16 protein-coding genes and 1 pseudogene are annotated in these 18,693 nt (G+C 73.3%); 10 read left to right on the top strand and 7 right to left on the bottom strand.

Annotation, left to right across the window (positions count from 1 at the left end):
* Positions 1-39: 39 nt before the first annotated feature.
* Positions 40-873 (top strand): formate dehydrogenase accessory sulfurtransferase FdhD, encoded by an 834-nt coding sequence (gene fdhD / locus ABZ128_RS06045; RefSeq protein WP_356846403.1) that lies wholly within the window; start codon positions 40-42, stop codon positions 871-873.
* Between the two features lie 132 nt (positions 874-1,005).
* On the opposite strand, the gene ABZ128_RS06040 is transcribed toward fdhD, so the two are convergent.
* On the bottom strand, positions 1,006-1,428 hold the full coding sequence (locus ABZ128_RS06040) for a (2Fe-2S) ferredoxin domain-containing protein (protein WP_356846295.1): 423 nt from the start codon (positions 1,426-1,428) through the stop codon (positions 1,006-1,008).
* A 9-nt stretch (positions 1,429-1,437) separates the two neighbouring features.
* On the bottom strand, positions 1,438-2,490 hold the full coding sequence (locus ABZ128_RS06035) for a bile acid:sodium symporter family protein (RefSeq protein WP_356846294.1): 1,053 nt from the start codon (positions 2,488-2,490) through the stop codon (positions 1,438-1,440).
* A gap of 125 nt (positions 2,491-2,615) precedes the next feature.
* Between ABZ128_RS06035 and ABZ128_RS06030 the strand changes: the two genes are divergently transcribed.
* Positions 2,616-3,467 carry a LysR substrate-binding domain-containing protein gene (locus tag ABZ128_RS06030; RefSeq protein ID WP_356846293.1) on the top strand — a complete coding sequence of 284 codons (852 nt, stop codon included), beginning with the start codon at positions 2,616-2,618 and terminating at the stop codon, positions 3,465-3,467.
* Between the two features lie 447 nt (positions 3,468-3,914).
* Here ABZ128_RS06030 and ABZ128_RS06025 read toward each other — a convergent pair.
* Together ABZ128_RS06025 and ABZ128_RS06020 are read right to left on the bottom strand one after the other, a co-directional pair.
* A pseudogene (locus tag ABZ128_RS06025) lies at positions 3,915-4,634 on the bottom strand (IclR family transcriptional regulator C-terminal domain-containing protein); the annotation flags it as partial.
* A 785-nt stretch (positions 4,635-5,419) separates the two neighbouring features.
* Positions 5,420-5,941, bottom strand: coding sequence for a sigma factor-like helix-turn-helix DNA-binding protein (locus tag ABZ128_RS06020; protein ID WP_356846292.1), 522 nt, complete (start codon positions 5,939-5,941; stop codon positions 5,420-5,422).
* A gap of 484 nt (positions 5,942-6,425) precedes the next feature.
* Here ABZ128_RS06020 and metG point away from each other — a divergent pair, with 484 nt between their 5' ends.
* The 5 genes from metG to ABZ128_RS05995 all read left to right on the top strand — a co-directional run bounded on the left by metG (position 6,426) and on the right by ABZ128_RS05995 (position 11,293).
* On the top strand, positions 6,426-8,141 hold the full coding sequence (gene metG / locus ABZ128_RS06015) for a methionine--tRNA ligase (protein WP_356846291.1): 1,716 nt from the start codon (positions 6,426-6,428) through the stop codon (positions 8,139-8,141).
* 174 nt (positions 8,142-8,315) lie between these two features.
* The gene (locus ABZ128_RS06010) at positions 8,316-8,735 is read left to right on the top strand and encodes a DoxX family membrane protein (protein ID WP_356846290.1); all 420 of its coding nucleotides are present in this window, start codon (positions 8,316-8,318) and stop codon (positions 8,733-8,735) included.
* 32 nt (positions 8,736-8,767) lie between these two features.
* Positions 8,768-9,682, top strand: coding sequence for a helix-turn-helix transcriptional regulator (locus tag ABZ128_RS06005; RefSeq protein WP_356846289.1), 915 nt, complete (start codon positions 8,768-8,770; stop codon positions 9,680-9,682).
* A 104-nt stretch (positions 9,683-9,786) separates the two neighbouring features.
* Positions 9,787-10,461 (top strand): hypothetical protein, encoded by a 675-nt coding sequence (locus ABZ128_RS06000; protein ID WP_356846288.1) that lies wholly within the window; start codon positions 9,787-9,789, stop codon positions 10,459-10,461.
* A 52-nt stretch (positions 10,462-10,513) separates the two neighbouring features.
* Positions 10,514-11,293 carry a hypothetical protein gene (locus ABZ128_RS05995; protein WP_356846287.1) on the top strand — a complete coding sequence of 260 codons (780 nt, stop codon included), beginning with the start codon at positions 10,514-10,516 and terminating at the stop codon, positions 11,291-11,293.
* Here ABZ128_RS05995 and ABZ128_RS05990 read toward each other — a convergent pair whose 3' ends face one another.
* The 3 genes from ABZ128_RS05990 to ABZ128_RS05980 all read right to left on the bottom strand — a co-directional run bounded on the left by ABZ128_RS05990 (position 11,294) and on the right by ABZ128_RS05980 (position 13,759).
* The gene (locus ABZ128_RS05990) at positions 11,294-12,469 is read right to left on the bottom strand and encodes an MAB_1171c family putative transporter (protein WP_356846286.1); all 1,176 of its coding nucleotides are present in this window, start codon (positions 12,467-12,469) and stop codon (positions 11,294-11,296) included.
* Positions 12,466-13,023 carry a toxin-antitoxin system, toxin component gene (locus tag ABZ128_RS05985; RefSeq protein WP_356846285.1) on the bottom strand — a complete coding sequence of 186 codons (558 nt, stop codon included), beginning with the start codon at positions 13,021-13,023 and terminating at the stop codon, positions 12,466-12,468. Before ABZ128_RS05985 ends, ABZ128_RS05990 begins: the two co-directional genes overlap by 4 nt.
* Before the next feature lie 64 nt (positions 13,024-13,087).
* Positions 13,088-13,759: a helix-turn-helix transcriptional regulator gene (locus ABZ128_RS05980; protein ID WP_356846284.1), complete on the bottom strand. Its 672-nt coding sequence runs from the start codon at positions 13,757-13,759 to the stop codon at positions 13,088-13,090.
* Between the two features lie 219 nt (positions 13,760-13,978).
* Here ABZ128_RS05980 and ABZ128_RS05975 point away from each other — a divergent pair, with 219 nt between their 5' ends.
* The 3 genes from ABZ128_RS05975 to ABZ128_RS05965 all read left to right on the top strand — a co-directional run bounded on the left by ABZ128_RS05975 (position 13,979) and on the right by ABZ128_RS05965 (position 18,594).
* Complete coding sequence (locus tag ABZ128_RS05975) at positions 13,979-14,968, top strand: helix-turn-helix domain-containing protein (protein WP_356846283.1); 990 nt, start codon at positions 13,979-13,981, stop codon at positions 14,966-14,968.
* Positions 14,969-15,101: 133 nt separating this feature from the next.
* Positions 15,102-16,457 carry a 6-phospho-beta-glucosidase gene (locus ABZ128_RS05970; protein ID WP_356846282.1) on the top strand — a complete coding sequence of 452 codons (1,356 nt, stop codon included), beginning with the start codon at positions 15,102-15,104 and terminating at the stop codon, positions 16,455-16,457.
* Between the two features lie 154 nt (positions 16,458-16,611).
* A complete protein-coding gene (locus ABZ128_RS05965) occupies positions 16,612-18,594 on the top strand; it encodes an MDR family MFS transporter (protein ID WP_356846402.1) in 1,983 nt (660 codons plus the stop codon).
* Positions 18,595-18,693: the final 99 nt, after the last annotated feature.

The following is an 18,693-nucleotide window of genomic DNA, read 5'->3' as shown; positions in this document are numbered from 1 at the left end:
GTGCGCAACGAGCACGGAACGAACGGCGGGCTGATCGGCATGGGACGGGTCACCGAACGCCGTCGGGTGGTACGGGTGCGCAACGGGGTGAGCGGGGTCCGCCCCGACACCCTGGCCGCGGAGGAGCCGCTGGAGATACGCCTGAACGGCAAACCGCTGGCCATCACCATGCGCACCCCCGGCGACGACTTCGCCCTGGCCGTCGGCTTCCTGGTCAGCGAGGGCGTGCTCGGCTCCCCCGCGGACGTACGGGCCGTGACCTACTGCGAGGGCGCCACCGACGACGGCACGAACACGTACAACGTGGTCAACGTCCAGCTCGCCCCCGGCGTCGAGCTGCCCGCCTTCACGCTGGAGCGCAACGTCTACACCACCTCCTCCTGCGGCCTGTGCGGCAAGGCCAGCCTGGACGCGGTGCGCACCGCCACCCGCTTCCCCCAGGGCGCCTCCGACGGGGTACGGATCCCCGTGGAGCTCCTCGCGCAGCTGCCCGACCGGCTGCGCGCGGCCCAGAAGGTCTTCGACCGGACCGGTGGCCTGCACGCGGCCGGGCTGTTCTCGGCGCAGGGCGAGCTGCTGGACCTGCGGGAGGACGTGGGCCGGCACAACGCCGTGGACAAGATCATCGGCAGGGCCCTGCAGGACGGCCGCCTGCCGCTGACGGGCTCGGTGCTGCTGGTGTCGGGCCGGGCCTCCTTCGAACTCGCCCAGAAGGCCGTCATGGCGGGCATCCCGGTGCTGGCCGCCGTCTCCGCCCCGTCCTCCCTGGCGGTGGACCTGGCCCGGGAGTCGGGCCTCACCCTGGTCGGCTTCCTGCGCGGCCCGGACATGAACATCTACGCGGGAGAGGAACGGCTCCTCCTCGACGCGTGAGGGGCCGGGGCCCACCGGAGAGCAGGTGCCGTCCCCTGCGCACATCGGCCCGTATCGCAAGCTCGCCCGCCCCCCCGCCGACGTCCGGGCCTGCATCCACCAGGTCGAGCGGGAGCTCCGCGGCGGCGAGTGCTAGCGGCGGCGGCCGCGTCGTGTGGGAGCCGGCTTGGGGTCCGGGGGGTCGATGCGGTGGAGGTCCAGCGTCGGCGGGACGGGGGTGACGCCCGGACCGCCGGATTCCGCCCAGGCGATGACCTCGTCCGTGGCGGTGTCGTCCAGCGCCCAGCCGAACCAGGCCGCACGGGCACCCCGCCGACGAGCCTCGCTGGTGGGCTGGACCACGATGACATTGGCCTGCGCGCAGGGGCCGAGGCAGTCGCTCGTACGGACCGCCAGCCGGCCACCGGAAGCCGCCGCGGCCTCGCGCAGCCGGGCCAGTTGGCCCGCGTGGTCGGTGCCGGGGTTCTTGCGGGGGTCTCCGCAGCAGCACCCGCGGCACACCACCAGGGTGCAGGGGCGTTCGGCATGGGCGGCGAGCGGGCGTATCCAGGTCACCGCCGCACGTTACCGGGCCTGCGGGGCGGGGTGTTGGGACCCGGGCGAGACCTCCACCACACGCCCGGCGCCGAGTTCGGCCCCGGAGGCGGCATCGGCCTCCCGAGCGCGGCGCCGCGCCAGCACCGCGCACACCATCAGCTGCATCTGGTGGAACAGCATCAGCGGCAGCACCGCGAGGCTCGCCTGCGCCCCGAACAGCACGCTGGCCATGGGGAGTCCGGCCGCCAGGCTCTTCTTCGACCCGGCGAACTGGATGGCGATGCGGTCCGCGCGGCCGAACCCGAGGCGCCCCGCCCCGTACCAGGTGACCAGCAGCATCACGGTGAGGAGCACGGCCTCCACCGCCAACAGGGCACCGAGCCGCGGAAGGCTGACCTGGTGCCAGATGCCCGCGGCCATGCCCGCGCTGAAGGCGCTGTAGACGACGAGCAGGATCGAACCGCGGTCGACGCGGCCGAGCACCTTCTTGTTGCGGACGAGGAACCCGCCGACCCACGGACGCAGCGCCTGGCCGAGGAGGAAGGGCAGCAGGAGCCGGCAGACGATCGTGACCAGGGAGTCGGCGGAGAAGCCGCCCGCGCTGCTGCCGAGCAGCCCGGCGGCGAGCAGCGGGGTCAGGAAGATCCCGGCGAGGCTGGAGAACGAACCGGCACAGATCGCGGCGGGCACGTTGCCGCGGGCCATCGAGGTGAAGGCGATGGAGGACTGGATGGTCGAGGGGACCAGGCAGAGGAAGAGCAGCCCGCTCCGGAGCTCCGGGGTCAGCAGGGCGGGGACCAGCCATCCGGTCGCCAGGCCGAGCACCGGGAAGAGCAGGAAGGTGCAGCCCAGCACGGTCACGTGGAGCCGCCAGTGGCGCAGCCCGTCGAGGGCCTCCCGGGTGGAGAGGCGGGCGCCGTAGAGGAAGAAGAGCAGGGTCACGGCCGCCGTGGCGGCTCCCTCGGACACGGCGGCGGCCGTACCGCGCGCGGGGAGCAGGGCGGCGAGGCCGACGGTGGCGAGCAGGGCCAGGACGTACGGGTCCAGGGGCAGCCGGGCGGGGAAGGACGGGCGGCGCATGTACGGAGGGCTCACTTGCTGTCGTGCGGGCGGGCGAGGGCTGTTCCCATCGTGGGCGGCGCTCGGTGATCGGGAAACCCGTATACCGCTCTCACTGCCATCGCGTTCCGCAATAAGCTGGAGGTGTGTACGACCCGGTCCAGCTGCGCACGTTCCTCACGGTGGCCCAGACGCTGAGCTTCACCCAGGCCGCCGGCCGGCTCGGCGTACGGCAGTCCACGGTCAGCCAGCACGTCCGGCGGCTGGAGGAGGCGACCGGGCGGCCGCTCTTCCTGCGGGACACGCACAGCGTGGAACTCACGGAGGACGGCGAGGCACTGCTCGGCTTCGCCCGGACCATCCTGGAAGCGCACGAGCGGGCGGCGGCCTTCTTCACCGGGACGCGGTTGCGCGGCAGGCTGCGGTTCGGGGCGTCGGAGGACTTCGTGCTGACCCGGCTGCCGGAGATCCTGGAGGGCTTCCGGCACGAGCACCCGGAGGTGGACCTGGAGCTGTCGGTGGAGCTGTCCGGGACCCTGCACGAACGGCTGGACGCGGGACGGCTCGACCTGGTGCTGGCGAAGCGGCGGGGGCCGGGCGACGAGCGGGGCCGGCTGGTCTGGCGGGACCGGATGGTGTGGATCGGGGCGGAGGGACTGCGGGTGGATCCGGACCGCCCGGTACCGCTGATCCTCTTCCCGCCGCCGGGGATCACCCGGGCCCGGGCCCTGGAGGTGCTGGAGCGGGAGGGGCGGGCCTGGCGGATCGCCTGCACCAGCGGCAGCCTGAGCGGGCTGGTCGCCGCGGCCCGGGCGGGGCTGGGCGTGATGGCCCATACCCGCGGGCTGATCCCGCCGGGGCTGGTACGGGTCGGCGGGCTGCCGGAGCTGGGCGCGGTGGAGTTCGCCCTGCTGCGAGGCCCGCACTCCTCCGCCGCGGCGGAGGCCTTGGCGGCGGCCGTCCTCTCGGGCGCGGACCGCCTCACCCGGGCGGGCTGAACCCCGCGCGGCACCGGTCCGCGCAGAGCGGACGCCGCGGCCGACGAGGCCGGGCAGAGCGGACCCGCCGGGCGGGCCGTGGCCGGTGACCGGCTCGGCGTCGGCCTTGGCGGGCCGTGTGGGTCAGGTGGTGCTCAGGACCACCAGCCCTTCGGCGGCCGGCAGGCTGCCCGGGGTGAGCGGGGCGAAGGTGTGGGGCAGGGCCAGCCGCGGCGGGCCGGTGTCCGGGAGGGCCTCGAACAGGTACGCCGCCGCCGCGGCGGCGTCGCTGACCAGGTGCGGGCCGGCCGGGTCGGCCGCCCCGCGGCGCTGCCGTGGCAGCGGGGTCCGGAACACGTGGCGGAAGTGCCGCAGGGTCTCCGGGCTGATCCCGGTCGGGGCCGGCGCGGCCTCCGGCGTCGCCGGGGCGTCGGCGGCGTCCGGGGCGTCCGGCGGGATCGCCCCCGACAGGAGCAGCGCCAGCAGCACCGGAACGGCCTTGCGGCGCAGAGCCTCCGTCGCTTCGTGCAGCCGGTGCGCATGGGCCGCCGGAAGGGAGAGCGCCAGGCTGCCGGCCGCGTCGCCGGTGGCGATCGGGACCGCCGAGCAGACCACGCCCGGGGAGTACTCGCGCAGGTCGAAGACGGGCGCGCCCGGAGCCACCGCGTCCAGGGCGGTGAACAGCACGCGGCTGTCGGTGATCGTCTGCGGGGTCAGCCGCGCGGGCCGGTGCCGGGCCACGTGGTCACGGCGGCGGTCCGGGTCGAGCTGGGTGAGCAGGCACTTGCCGACGGCGCTGGCGTGCGCGGCCGCCCGGAAGTCCACCCACTCCTGCACGGGCGGCGCCCCGGGCCCGTCGGCCATCTGGGTGATCCGGACCTCGCCTTCGGCGTACCGGCTCAGGTACACCGCCGCGCCCGCGCTGTCCCGCGCCAGGGCCAGGGTCCGCTGGAGCTGGCCCGCCAGGCCGCCGCCGCCCGGGGCGGCGAGCCGGTCCAGCGCGGGCCCGCGCGCGTACACCCCCGCCCCCGGGCGGTACGCGTACTCCTCCTCGCACAGCATCGCCAGCACAGGCCGCAGCTCCGCCTCGGCGAGCCCGGACTCCCGCCCGAGCTGGCCGGCCCGGACTCCCAGCGGGTGCTTCTCCAGGACCCGTACGACGGCCAGGGCACGGCGGGCCTCCGCCATGGCCTCGCTCGTGCCGGCCCGCGGGGCGCGCCCCCGGGAGGCCGCCGCGAGGGCCGGGCGCCGCCGCGGCCCGGCGACCGGCCGCGGCGGCTGCGGCTGCATCCGGGGCGGCGGCCGGAACGCCGCCAGCACGGAGGTCAGCCCCGGCCGGGGCATCGGCACCGGCCCCAGATCGGGATCGTCGAGCTGGTCGACGTGGCGGAGCACGGCCGCCTGGGCGCACAGCCGGACCTCCCGCAGTTCGCGCCGGCCCCCGGGCCGGAAACCGCGGCGGCCCAGCTCGCGCGCCCAGACCCGGGCGTCGTGGTGCTCCCCGCGCCGGGAGTGGTCCAGGAAGAGGCAGTACGCGGCCACCGCCGTCCGGGCCGTCCCGGAACCGGCGGCGAACTGCCACCAGAACCGCGCGCCCTCGCGCAGCCCGGCCAGGTGCAGCAGGCAGCCGAAGACCAGGGCACCGCCCAGATCGGTCGGCCCCCCGGCCAGGAACGCTTCGAGCTGTGCCTCCGCCCTCGGCGCGCACACCGCTGCCAGGCAGGCGGCCTTCAGGTCGCGGCGGGCCCGTTCCGCGTCCAGCGGGCAGTCCCGCACGGGGTCGCTCCACCCGTAGGCGCGCCGCCGGGTGCGGGCCGCCCAGCCGCCCATGCGGGGGGCGCGCAGCAGCCGCGCCTCGGCAGCGCCGAGGTCGTAGTGCGGATAGCGGTCCCGGACGCCCGCCCGGGCCAGGAACTCGGCCAGGGAGCGGCGGGTGGCGTCGCCGCCGCGCTCCTCCTTGCCCTCCCGCCGCCTCATGATTCGGCGGAGGTGTCGAGCAGGCGGGCGAGCCGGCGGTGGGCCTGGCCGAGCTGAGAGCGGACGGTGGCCTCGTCGACGCCCATGACGGCGGCGGCCTCGCCCGGGGTGCACTGCAGCCCGTACCGCAGCAGCACGGCGTCGCGCTGGCGCTCGGCGAGCCGGGAGACGGCCGAGTAGAAGCGGATGGTGTCGGTCAGGACCTCGTACTGGTCGGCGTTGGCCTCCTTGAGCGCGGCCTCGAAGGCGCTGATGTCCATGGGCTCGGGCCACGGGCTGCGCAGGTGCTGCCGGTCGACCAGCCGCTGCTTGAGGATGGTCCAGGCGTAGGCGTCGAGGCGGTCCATATGGAGCATGCGTAGCCACTCGTTCATGATCGAGTCGAAGGTGGCGTCCACCGCGGCCTCGGCCGCCGCGTCGGAGCCGAGCTGCAAATACGCGAAGCGCATGTACGAGGGCCGCCGATTGGCGTGGAAGGCCCAGTACGACAACCGTGCGGTCGGGTCCCACTGGCTCATGGGTGTCGGCCGCTGCCGTCGGCTGGGCAGTCCCACGGCCCCACCGGACTCCTCTGGTCCGCCATCGCTCACCGTTCCACCTCATCCCCTGTACGCGGCCAGCCTGGCAGTCAGGGCGCAGGTGGGGAACGAGGAGAAGAAACCTGGAGGATTACGGTCGGTGATGATCGACTCGTGACAGACTTCGACCGCGCACCGCTCCAACCAGCGCAAACGCATATGCCCTCGCCAAGCGGGGACGCCATGCACCGGCCGCCCGCGGCCCCCGGGGCGCCGTACGGGGCGCACTGCCGGTGACGTACCATGACCCACGAGCGAGGGCCGTGACGCAGAGGTCACTTCCCTCGCTTTTGCGTTACGTCCACCCACAGAAATGCGGCGCGGGGCCTTTCGGCGGTTCGATACGATGAACCGGATCACAATCCGTCACAGCACGTTTGTCACCGCATAAATCCGCATAATGCAACGAATGGAGCATCCGAGGATGGCTCGACACCTGATCACCAGCGCGCTTCCCTACATCAACGGGATCAAGCACCTGGGCAACATGGTCGGGTCGATGCTTCCGGCGGACGTGTACGCCCGGTACCTCCGCCAGCGCGGCCACGACGTGCTCTACATCTGCGCCACCGACGAGCACGGCACCCCGGCCGAGCTCGCCGCCAAGGAGGCCGGCCTCACGGTCGCCGAGTTCTGCGCGCAGGCCCACGACGCGCAGAAGGCGGTCTACGACGGCTTCGAGCTGTCCTTCGACTACTTCGGCCGCAGCTCCTCCGCGCAGAACCGCGAGATCACCCAGCGCTTCGCCCGCCGGCTCCAGGAGAACGGCTTCATCGAGGAGCGCGCGATCCGGCAGGTCTACTCGCCGGTCGACGGCCGCTTCCTGCCGGACCGCTACGTCGAGGGCACCTGCCCGCACTGCGGCTACGACAAGGCCCGCGGCGACCAGTGCGAGAACTGCACCCGCGTCCTCGACCCCACCGACCTGATCGAGCCCCGCTCGGCGATCTCCGGCTCCACCGAGCTGGAGGTCCGCGAGACCAAGCACCTCTTCCTCCTGCAGTCCAAGCTCCAGCACGAGGTCGAGGCCTGGGTCGCGCAGCACGAGGAGGAGTGGCCCCAGCTGGCGTCCTCCATCGCCCGCAAGTGGCTGACCGAGGGCCTGCACGACCGCGCGATCACCCGCGACCTCGACTGGGGCGTCCCCGTCCCGGCCGACACCTGGCCCGACCTGGCCGCCGAGGGCAAGGTCTTCTACGTCTGGTTCGACGCCCCCGTCGAGTACATCGGCTCGACGAAGGAGTGGTCCGACCTCGACCCGGCCACCCGCGACTGGAAGTCGTGGTGGTACGAGGCCGACGACGTCCGCTACACGCAGTTCATGGCCAAGGACAACGTCCCGTTCCACACGGTGATGTTCCCGGCCACCGAGCTCGGCACCCGCGAGCCGTGGAAGAAGGTCGACTACGTCAAGGCCTTCAACTGGCTGACGTACTACGGCGGCAAGTTCTCCACCTCGCAGAAGCGGGGCGTCTTCACCGACCAGGCGCTGGAGATCCTCCCCGCCGACTACTGGCGCTACTTCCTCATCGCCAACGCGCCCGAGTCCGACGACTCGTCCTTCACGTGGGAGCACTTCACCGCCACGGTCAACAAGGACCTCGCCGACACCCTCGGCAACTTCGTCAACCGCGTGCTCTCCTTCTCCCGCAAGCGCTTCGGCGACGAGGTCCCGGCCGGCACGGCGGCCGGCGAGGCCGAAACCCGGCTCGGGGAGCAGATCGCCGAGCTGCTGGCCGAGTACGAGGGCCACATGGAGACCACCCAGTTCCGCAAGGCGGCGGCCGCCCTGCGCGCCCTGTGGTCGGCGGGCAACTCCTACCTGGAGGAGAAGGCCCCCTGGCTGGAGATCAAGACCGACCCGGAGGGCGCGGCCCTCACCCTGCGCACCGCGATGAACCTGATCCACCTCTACTCGGTGGTGTCCGAGCCGTTCATCCCGGCCTCGGCGCGCGCCATGCGCTCCGCGTTCGCGCTCGCCGACGACACCGCGGCGTGGGTGACCCCGGAGCAGGCCCGCTCGCTGGACGCGGTCCCGGCGGGGACGCCGTTCACGGTGCCGCCGGTGCTCTTCGCGAAGATCACCGAGGAGGACCTGGAGTCCTACCGCGAGCGCTTCGGTGGTTCCGAGGCGGGCTGACCCCCGCTGCCGGGCCGCACCGCCCGGGACGCACACGCCGACCCGTGAGGGGCGCGACCTGCCGAGGCCGCGCCCCTCACGCGTGCCGCCGCATCACCGCGCGGGGCGGGTGAACGGCCCTGATCGGGGCAGGATCCGCATGGGAGAGCAGCCCGATGCGCCTCGGAGGTCGTCATGGACGTTCTGGTGCTGATCGGCCGTGTGCTGTTCGTCGTCCTCTTCGCGACGTCCGCGGTCAACCATCTGACCCGTTCCAAGGCCATGGCCGGATACACCGCCTCGCGCGGGATCCCCTTCGCCACCGCCGCCGTCCTCGCCAGCGGAGTGGTGCTCGGGGCGGGTGCGGTCAGCGTGGCCGTCGGCCTGTGGGCCGACCTGGGGGCGCTCCTCCTCGCCGCCTTCTGCTTCTCGGCGGCCGTGCTGATGCACGGCTTCTGGGCCGAGAAGGATCCGCAGGCCAAGATGGCGGAGCAGAGCCACTTCTTCAAGGACCTGGCCCTCGGCGGGGCCGCCCTGGTGATCTTCGCCTTCTTCGCCTACGCGGGCCACGACCTCGGCCTCATGGTCACGGGACCGGCCCTCTCCCTCGGCTGAGGAAGGTGCCCGGCCCCTCATAGGATCCGTACATGACACCCACACGCCCGAAAGCGGAACTCGGCGACTTCCTGCGGTCCCGGCGCGCCCGGATCCGCCCCGAGGACACGGGCCTGCCTTTCGTGGGCGGCCGCCGCCGGGTGCCGGGGCTGCGCCGCGAGGAGCTCGCACAGCTCGCCGGAGTGAGCGCGGACTACTACACCCGCTTCGAGCAGGGCCGCGCGGAGAACGTCTCCGACGCCGTCCTCGGGGCCGTGGCGAGCGCCCTGCGCCTGGACGCCACCGAGACCGCACACCTGACCCGGCTGGTGCGTACCACGGGGCGCGGCGCCGGTGTGCCCGCGGGCGGGGAGGGCGAGGGCGCGGCGGTTCAGGAGGTCCGGCCCGGCCTGCGCAGGCTGCTGGAGTCGATCCCGCAGACCCCGGCGTTCGTCATCGGCCGGCGCACCGACATCCTCGCCTGGAACCCGCTCTTCGCCGCCCTGATCACCGATTTCGGCGCCCTGGCCCCGGAGCAGCGCAACAAGGCCCGGCTGGTCTTCCTGCACCCCGGGGTACGCGGCCGGTACGTCAACTGGGAGGCCAAGGCGCGGGACCTGGTCGCCTACCTCCGCCTGGACCGCGGACGCCACCCGCACGACGGGCGGTTCACCGCGCTGATCGAGGAACTGAGCGGGCGGAGCCCGGAGTTCGCCGGGCTCTGGGCCCGGCAGGAGGTCCGGCTCAAGAGCCACGGCGGGTACCACCTGAGGCATCCGGTGGTCGGTGAACTGACCCTCGCCTACGAGAGCCTGAACCTGCCGGACGACCCCGACCAGTCGTTGATCACCTATACCGCGGAGGCGGGCTCGCCGTCGGAGGCGGCGCTGCGGATCCTCGCGGACGCGCTCCCGGACGGCGGCGCCGGGGCCCCTGAGCGGGTTTCTGCCGCCGATGGCCTGAAGTAATCCCTCCACCGGGGATCTTGACGCGTCTGCAGCGTATCGAAGCGGTCCCCTGATCGTTTCTTCAGCCGACACCACTCAACGGCTGCGGAACGGAAGGACGCGCGGTGACCGCTTGGCAGTACCTCGCCGGGGCGGGCCTGGTGGCGGCGCTCGGCCCGCTGCACGCCCAGGTGGCGGTCGCGGACGACGGCCACCGCCCGGACCACACCGGTGGCCACAGCCGTGGCGACACCCCCGGCGACCACGGCCACGGCCACGGCCACGGCGGTGACGAGGACGGCGCCGGGGCGGAGGCGTGCGTGCCGAGCCGGCAGCCGCGGCCGCCCGCCGCCCGGCCCTCCCCGCCCGCCGCCGAACCCTCCCCGCCCGCGGTACGGCCCTCGCCGCGGCCGCCGGTACGGGCCCTCCTGCCCGGCGCGGTCCGGCCGACCGTGCACCACCCCGGGCGGGGGTCGGCTCCGATGCCCCTCGCCGCACCGCCGCGGCGGGAGCCCGTGCGGCCGGCGGCGAAGGCGGGGGGCCGGCGGGCGGAGCCACCGGCGCCCGCGGCGGCTGCCGTCGCGGGGGCTGGGCCGGCGCCCGGGAAGAGCCCGGCTCCGCCCCGGGCCGCAGCGGTGGCCGCGCCCGTGAGTGCCTTCCACGTGCGCCCGTACCGCTCGTCCGTCGTGGAGCGGCGCGGCCCGGACGGCCTGTCCACCATGATGCTCATGGTGGTCGTCACCACCCCGGCCGTGCTGGCGGCCGCCGCCCTGCGGCCCCGTTCCAAGAGCCGCGGCTGAGCCCGCGCGCACCGCATTCCATCCCCACCGAACCACCAACGGGAGATCCCTCGTGTCCGAATGGCTGGTCCTGGCCATCGCCATGGTGCTCGTCTGCGCCCTCGTCCTCGCCTGCACGCTGATCCGGCACCGCCGGGTCGCAGCCGACGAGGACACCAGCGAAACCCCCGACGTCATCGAGTACATGACGATGATGGTCGGCGTGGTCTACGCGATCGTGCTGGGCCTGGCCATCGCCGGGGTCTGGGAGGCCCGCGGCGCCGCCGAGGACAGCGTGCGCCGCGAGGCCCAGTCGCTGTACGAGGTCGCGCAGCGCGCCGACGTCTACCCGGCTGCCGTCCGCGACCGGATCCGCGGCGAGGTGGACGCGTACGTCTCCCACACCGTCGCCGTGGACTGGCCCCGGCTGACCTCCGGCAAGGACGCCTCCGCCGAGGGCGCCGAGCTGCTCGGCACGCTGCGCAGCGACGTCACCCACCAGAGCCCGGCCACCGAACTCCAGGCCCAGGCCTACCAGCCGCTGCTGGACCACATCGCGGCCGCCGACGACGCCCGCCACTCGCGGGTGCAGAGCTCCGAGTCGACCTTGCCGAGCGTGGTGTGGTTCGGGCTGCTGGTGGGCGGGGTGGTGACGGTGGGGCTGATCTTCACCCTTCAGATCCGCCGTTCGGGACGGGAGCTGCTGCTGGCGGGGCTGTTCAGCGCGCTGATCGTGTTCCTGCTGTTCATGGTGTGGAGCTTCGACGCCCCCTACGGCCGTGAGGGCATCGACAGCGCGGCCCCGTTCCAGGACCTCTTCCCGAAGGTGGCGCTGGCCGTCAGCGGCCGCTGATCACCTCGACGGCGCGACCTGCCGGCGCACGGCCTCCACCACGGGTGAATGCCGCAGGGCGTGGGAGATGCGGACGAGGTCGCGCGGCCCGCCGGGGGTGTCGAGCGTGCTCTCCTCGCTGGCCCCGATGACCTTGCCCTCGGGGTCCGCGGAGCGGGCCTGGACGGCGGCCGCGACCATCGCCGCGTCGGCGACGGCGCGCGCCGTCTCCTCGTCCGCCCCGCCGGTCAGGGCGCGGTCGTAGGCGTCGTCGCGGTGGTGCTTGTCGAAGTACGGCCCCAGGTGCAGGAACCCGTCGTGGATGTCCGACTCGCGCTGGATCACCCGCAGCTCGACCGGCGACCACCAGGCCATCCGGATGGCGGGAACACCGCTGGGCGCCGCGATCTGCACCTCGTGCCAGAGCGCACCGAGCCGCCGGTAGGTGGTCCAGGTCTGCCAGCTGTCGGACAGCCGCTGGCACACCAGGGGAACGACGAAGCCGATCGCGCTGATCAGCGCGCCCGCGGAGGCGAGCGGCGGGGCGGCGAAGGTGCTCAGCCAGTCAAGGTCGTGGCCGGTCCAGCGGGCGATCACGGCGGTCATCTTCGTCGCGTCGTAGCTCAGGTTGAAGACGTACCCGAGCACGATGATCATCAGGCCGGTGCGCAGCCAGCCGCGTACCTGGAGGGACCAGCGCCAGCACATGGCGACCATGACGACGGCGGCCACGTTATGGGCCAGCAGGTACAGGGCGATCAGCTCGCGCATGTAGGGGGTGCCGGCGTAGTACGTGTCGAAGTCGCGCAGCCGCTCGACCGGCGCCTCACCGAGCAGGAAGAGGACGATCAGCCCCACGATCACCGCGCCGTACCCGAGGATCCAGCGGCGCGAGATGCGCTGGGTCAGCTCGGGCGGGCCGCCGCGCCAGTTCACGATCAGCACCAGGCAGGCGGCGCTGAAGGCGGTGATCAGGCAGTAGACGAGCGGAGCGGAGAAGTTGCTGACGCCGGTCCAGCGGTTGACCGCCTCGATGGTCGGGGGTGCGGCGAAGGTGAACACCGATCCGGCCAGGATCAGCAGGGCGCAGACGGAACGCAGCAGCGGGTCACGCCAGTTGTGCCTGAGGGCGGGCAGCTTGAAGGCGAGGGCGATCGCCATCGCCGCTGCCGGTATGTAGTAGTCCTGGCCCTTCAACGGTCGTTCCTGTGCCCCCGGTATCCGAGCGAGGCCTCGATGCGCCCCGCCAACTGGTCTCGCTGTGCCGGCGCCCGGTGGCCCGCGGACCCGGCCAGCCAGGTGCGGCACCGGCTGCCCAGCAGTAAACCGAACGTCTCGGCCTCGGTCTCCTCCTGGACGTCGGCGCGGGTGCGCGCGGCGACCCGGCGGACGGTCTCGCCCAGATCGGCCTCGTCGGACAGCAGTCGGGCGGCGACGGCGGCTCCGTCGACGTGGTGGCTGCAGTGGCCGGCCTTCATGTGCCACAGCTCGTGTCCGAGGATCACCAGCTGGTGGTCCGGCGCGGTCCGTTCCTCGATGACCACCAGGTCGCGGTCCGCCATGTCGAGCCACAGGCCGCTGGCCGTCCCCGGCGGGAACGAGGCCATCCGGAAGTCCACCCGGCGGCCGCGGTGTCTGCTCATGCCGTCGCAGAGGGCGGCGTAGAGGTCCACGGGTTCCACGGGCGCTGTCAGCCGGAGCCCGGCCACCAGTTCGCCGCACAACCGGCGCTGCTCTCTGCCTATGCTCACCGTTCTCCCCGTCGGCGCGGATCCGGATCAGGACTCAAGGATCAGACCCAGACTCGCGACTGGGTCAGGATTCGTCGTTCGGTTTGACGCTTTCGAGAAGCATGTCCAGCCATTCGGTCACCTTGTCCCGGTGCTTGTCGCTGGGCAGTTGGGCGGCGCGCCAGGCGATGCCCCGTACGCCGTGGTTCTGGAGAAGTCTTGCCAGCGGATCGCCTGCCGAAGCGGCCGGGGCGGGTACGGTTTCGCGCGTGCGGCCCGCGTAGTCCTGGAGCAGCTGCTGCTCGGTGCGCAGGAGGGCGTCGGTGAGGGCGTCGGCGTCATGGGCGGTGAGGAAGCCCGCGTGGACGCCGAAGAAGCGCTGGATCGCGTCGCAGTGCTCCATGGTGGGCCGGCGGTCGCCGTTGATCAGGGCGCCGGCCTGCTGCCGGGACATCCCGGCGCCATCGGCGATCTCCTGCTGGGTGTAGCGGCGGCCGTTGGGTTTGACCCGGGTGCGTCGGAGCAGGTCGAGGCGCTGCAGGAAGCGGGTCTGCAGACAGGGCTCGCCGGCGGGCCTGCCGTCCAGCAGGGTCTTGACCACGTCGGCGGGGACGCCCGAGGCCTCGGAGAGGCGGCGCAGGTCGAAGACCTTGTTCAGGTCGTACCCCAACTTGCCCGCGAGTTCGGCGACGCGCGTGACGGTGGCTGCCAGGGGCGCGTTGGCCACCGCGACGGGAGCCGGGAAGCCGTCTGTCACCAGTGGTTCTCCTAGATCGCGGCGAGGTCGGTACGGGCACATGGTCGGCTTTTGGAATCTAGCCGGTCCGCCGCCGCAGGGCCAGAACTTGCCACAGCTGTGGCGGGAATGAGCTGTCAAGAGGCTGGAATTGCCACGATAGTTGACACTCGAATGAAGTCGGTAGCAGGATCGCCAGAGGAAATTGAAGATCCAGACCGTGAGGAGGGGGAGCTCTCGGTGCCACATCTCGCAGCGGTGGGCCCGTCCGATGGCCTCGCCCCAGCCGGTGAGGAGCGCCTGGCGGGCGAGGAGTCCGCACGCGGCGCAGTGCGGTCGGAGCGACGCAAGGAGATTTTGCGCCAGCGCCGCGAGGAACTGGGCCTGAGCCAGGAAGACCTCGCCGCGCGGTTGCGCATCAGCGTGCGCGCTTACGGGAACTGGGAACGCGGTCTGGTCAAGGAATGGACCGACCGCAAACTGCTCGCCCTGGCCGAGGCCCTGGAAATGAGCGAGCGGCAGTGCTTCTGGCTGTTCCGCGTCATGGTCGACCGGGACCCGCCGCCGACCTGGCGGGCGGCCGAGGAGAACCGGCTGCCCGAGGACCCCGCCCAGCGCGACTACCTGTGCGACTACGCGGCCCTGATGGAGGCCGTGCCCTACCCGAGCTTCCTGGTGGACCACCGCTGGGACGTGGCCCTGACCAACTCGGCGTTCGACAAGCTGTTCCAGTCGGTACGCCCGCACCCCACCGCCCTGCCGGACGACAACTTCCTGCGCTTCGTGCTGTTCCACCCGGACGCCGCGGCCGTGCTGGAGGACCACGAACCGGCCTGGTGCGTACCGCTGCTGGCCCGGTTCGCGAACGCCCTGGCCGCCGCCCCGGAGGACGAGGGCCTGCGCAGCATCCGCCAGGAGGTGGCCCGCGACCCCTTCATGGAGGCGGCCTACCGCTACGGCGTGCCGCACTGGCTCACCACCCACGGCGCCGACGCCGCCGAGCACGACGGGGCGGTGCGGACGGTGCGCCACTGGGACCCCCAGTGGGGCCTCGTACGCTGCCGGATGGTGGCGGAATCCAGCCGCATGCTCGACGGCATGGGGCTCACCCGGATCACCCTGGTCCTCTCCGCGCCCCAGGGCGCGCCCACCGGCCCGGTCCGCGGCGGCGCCGCCGCCCCGCTCCGCCAGGGACCCCGGCTGCGCGCCGTGCCCTCGCCGGTGGACTGACCGCCGCCCGGCGCCCGGCAGGGGACACTGGAGCCCGACACCGCGTGCCGCGGAGCCGGATGCCACGGATCGTGGCACCGATCGTGGCACCGGCGGGTGCACCGACGGTGACAGGACGAAGGGCGGCAAGGGCGTGCGGCTGACCATCCTCGGCGGAGGCGGATTCCGGGTACCGCTCGTGTACGGGGCGCTCCTGGGCGACCGGGCCGAGGGCCGGGTGACCGGGGTGACCCTCTACGACGAGGACCCCGCCCGGCTCACCGCCATGACCCGGGTGCTCGCCGGCCAGGCGGCCGCCTCCGGGCTCGACGACGCCCCCGCCGTCACGGCCACCCGGGACCTCGACGAGGCGCTGCGCGGGGCCGACTTCGTCTTCTGCGCCATCCGGGTCGGCGGCCTGGACGGGCGCGCCGCGGACGAGCGGATCGCCCTGGCACAGGGCGTGCTCGGCCAGGAGACGGTGGGCGCGGGCGGGGTCGCGTACGGCCTGCGGACCGTGCCCGTCGCCCGGGAACTGGCGCGCAGGATCGCCCGTACCGCCCCCGGGGCCTGGGTCATCAACTTCACCAACCCGGCCGGGCTGGTCACCGAGGCGATGGCCGAGGAGCTCGGCGGGCGGGTGATCGGGATCTGCGACTCCCCGGTGGGGCTCGGCCGGCGCATCGCCCGGCTGCTGGGAGCCCGTCCGCAGGAGGCCTGGATTGACTACGTCGGCCTCAACCACCTGGGCTGGGTCCGCGGGCTGCGCATCGGCGGCCGCGACGAACTGCCCCGGCTGCTGGCCGACACCGAAGCGCTGGAGTCCTTCGAGGAGGGGCGGCTGTTCGGGGCCGAATGGCTGCGCTCGCTCGGCGCGGTCCCGAACGAGTACCTGCACTACTACTACTTCAACCGCGACACCGTACGGGCCTACCAGGAGGCCGGGCAGACGCGCGGCGCCTTCCTGCGCGACCAGCAGCGCCGCTTCTACGCCGAGGCGGGGAGGCCCGGGCAGCCCACCGGTGCGGCGCTGGCGGCCTGGGACCGGACCCGGCACGAGCGCGAGGCCACGTACATGGCCGAGAACCGCGAGGCGGCGGGGGTCGGCGAGCGGGACGCGGCGGACCTGGAGTCCGGCGGGTACGAGCAGGTCGCGCTCGCGCTGATGCGCGCCATCGCCCGCGACGAGCGGGCCACGCTGATCCTGAACGTCCGCAACGGCTCGACCCTGTCCGTGCTGGACGCCGAGGCGGTGATCGAGGTGCCCTGCCTGGTCGACGCCAACGGCGCCCACCCGGTGGCCGTGGACCCGCTGCCGCTGCACGCGGTCGGACTCGTCACCTCCGTCAAGGCGGTCGAGCGGGCGGTGCTCCGGGCCGCGGCGAGCGGCTCCCGGGCCGACGCGGTCAAGGCCTTCGCCCTGCACCCGCTGGTGGACTCCGTGAACGTGGCCCGGCGGCTGCTCGACGGCTACGCGGCCGAGCACCCCGGCCTCGCCCACCTGCGCTGATCGCCGCGGCACGGGTCCCCCGTACGGCCCGGCGCGGCATGCGGCGGGGCGGGGGCGCTGTGAGAGTGCGAGTGTGACCACCACGGCCCCCGCCGCAGCCGCGGCACCCCCCGTGCTCGACCGGCGGCGGCGCAACGTCATCTTCGGCACGATCATGCTGGGGGTCCTGCTCGCGGCGCTGGACCAGACGATCGTGGGGACCGCCCTGCCCACGATCGTGGGGGACCTCGGCGGCGGGGACCACATGTCGTGGGTGGTGACCTCCTACCTGCTCCTGGAGACGGTCTCCACGGTGCTGGTGGGCAAGTTCGGTGACCTCTTCGGCCGCAAGAGGATCTTCCAGATCTCGGCGATCGTCTTCATCACCGGCTCGTTCCTGTGCGGTCTGGCCGGCAACATGACCCTGCTCATCCTGTGGCGCGGGGTGCAGGGAGTCGGCGCCGGCGGACTCATGGTCACCTCGATGGCACTCATCGCCGATGTGGTCCCGCTGCGCGAACGCGGCACCTACCAGGGCGCCATCGGCGCCGTCTTCGGCGTCGCCACCGTCATCGGGCCGCTGCTCGGCGGCGTCTTCACCGACGAGCTGAGCTGGCGCTGGGCGTTCTACGTGAACGTCCCGATCGCGATCTGCGTGGTGGTCGCGGCGGCCCGCACCATCCCCTCCGTACGGGCGGTCTCCCGCCCCGTCATCGACTACCTCGGCATCGCGCTGGTCGCGGTGGGCTCCGGCGCGCTGATCCTCGCCACCAGCTGGGGCGGGAACGAGTACGCCTGGAACTCGGCTGTCATCCTCGCCCTCTTCGCGGGCGGCGCCCTGGCCCTCGTGCTGTTCTGCCTGGCCGAGAGGCGCGCGGCGGAGCCGATGCTGCCGATGCGGCTCTTCCGCAACCCCGTCTTCAGCGTCTGCTCGGTGCTCAGCTTCGTGGTCGGGTTCGCGATGCTCGGCGCGATGACCTTCCTGCCGACCTACCTCCAGTACGTGGACGGTGACTCGGCCACGATCTCGGGCGTGCGGACGCTGCCCATGGTCATCGGCCTGCTGTTGGCGTCCGTCTTCAGCGGCACCGTCACCGGCAGGACGGGGCAGTACCGGTTCTTCCCCATCATCGGCTGCCTGGTGATGGCGGCGGGCCTGTACCTGCTGTCCCGGATGGGCCCCGGGACCGGCACCTGGCTGGAATCGCTGTACATGTTCGTCTTCGGTGCCGGCATCGGGCTGTGCATGCAGGTGCTGACGATCGCCGTCCAGAACACCGTGGACTACGCCGACCTGGGCACGGCCACCTCGGGCGTCACCTTCTTCCGTACGCTGGGCAGCTCGTTCGGGACCGCCGTGTTCGGGACGATCTACGCCAACCACCTCGGGCCCGGGCTGAAGCGGGCGGTCGGGGAGGCGGCGCGCGCCACGGGAGCCGATCCGGCGCAGCTGGGGAGGGCGGCCCAGAGCCCCGAGGGCGTACACCGGCTGGATCCCGCGGCGGCCGGCCCGATCGTCGGGGCGTACGCGCAGGCGCTGCACACGGTGTTCCTGTGGACGGTCCCGGTGGCGCTGTTCGGGTTCGTCGTCGCGCTCTTCCTCAAGCAGGTCCGGCTGCGCGACACCGTCCGGGCCGGCTCCACGGACATGGGCGACGGCTTCGCCTCGCCGACCACGGCCACCGGCGACTCGGCCAAGGTGCTCGAACTGGCGGTCGGCAAGCTGCTCCGGGGGATGGGGCCCGACACCGCCCGGCAGCTCGTGCGGAACGCGGACACGCGCCTGGACCTGGCGGGGGCCTGGGCCGTCATGCAGGTGGAGCTCATGCATCGGACGGTCGGCTACGCCAGTCTCGGACTCATCGCCTCCCGCCGGTCCCTTCCCCCCGAGGTGCTGCTGCCGGTCTTCGACCGGATGGTGGAAGAGGGCTACCTGACCCGGGACGGGAACTTCCTCGCCCTCACCGCGCCGGGGGAGCGCGAGGCCGCGGCCATCTCCAAGGCGTGGGGGGACTGGCTCGGCGACCAGCTGGAGAAGGACCGCGGGCGCCCGCGGAGCGAGGAGCTGCGGGTGGCCGCGGACGCGATCGCGAAACGCCTGCTGGCGGAGGACCTGCGCGAGGGCAACTTCGCCCCGCGGGCGCCGACGGGGGTGTAGCGGGGCGGCCGGGCGGGGCGTGCCCCGGCAGGGCGGCGGCCCGGGCAGGCGCTGCCGGGCGGGCCGGTCCGGCGGGTGCGGCCTTGGCCGGCAGACCCC

This window comes from Streptomyces sp. NPDC006326, from assembly GCF_040612915.1.
Classification (GTDB): domain Bacteria; phylum Actinomycetota; class Actinomycetes; order Streptomycetales; family Streptomycetaceae; genus Streptomyces.
This window is presented reverse-complemented; position numbering and strand designations above follow the sequence as displayed.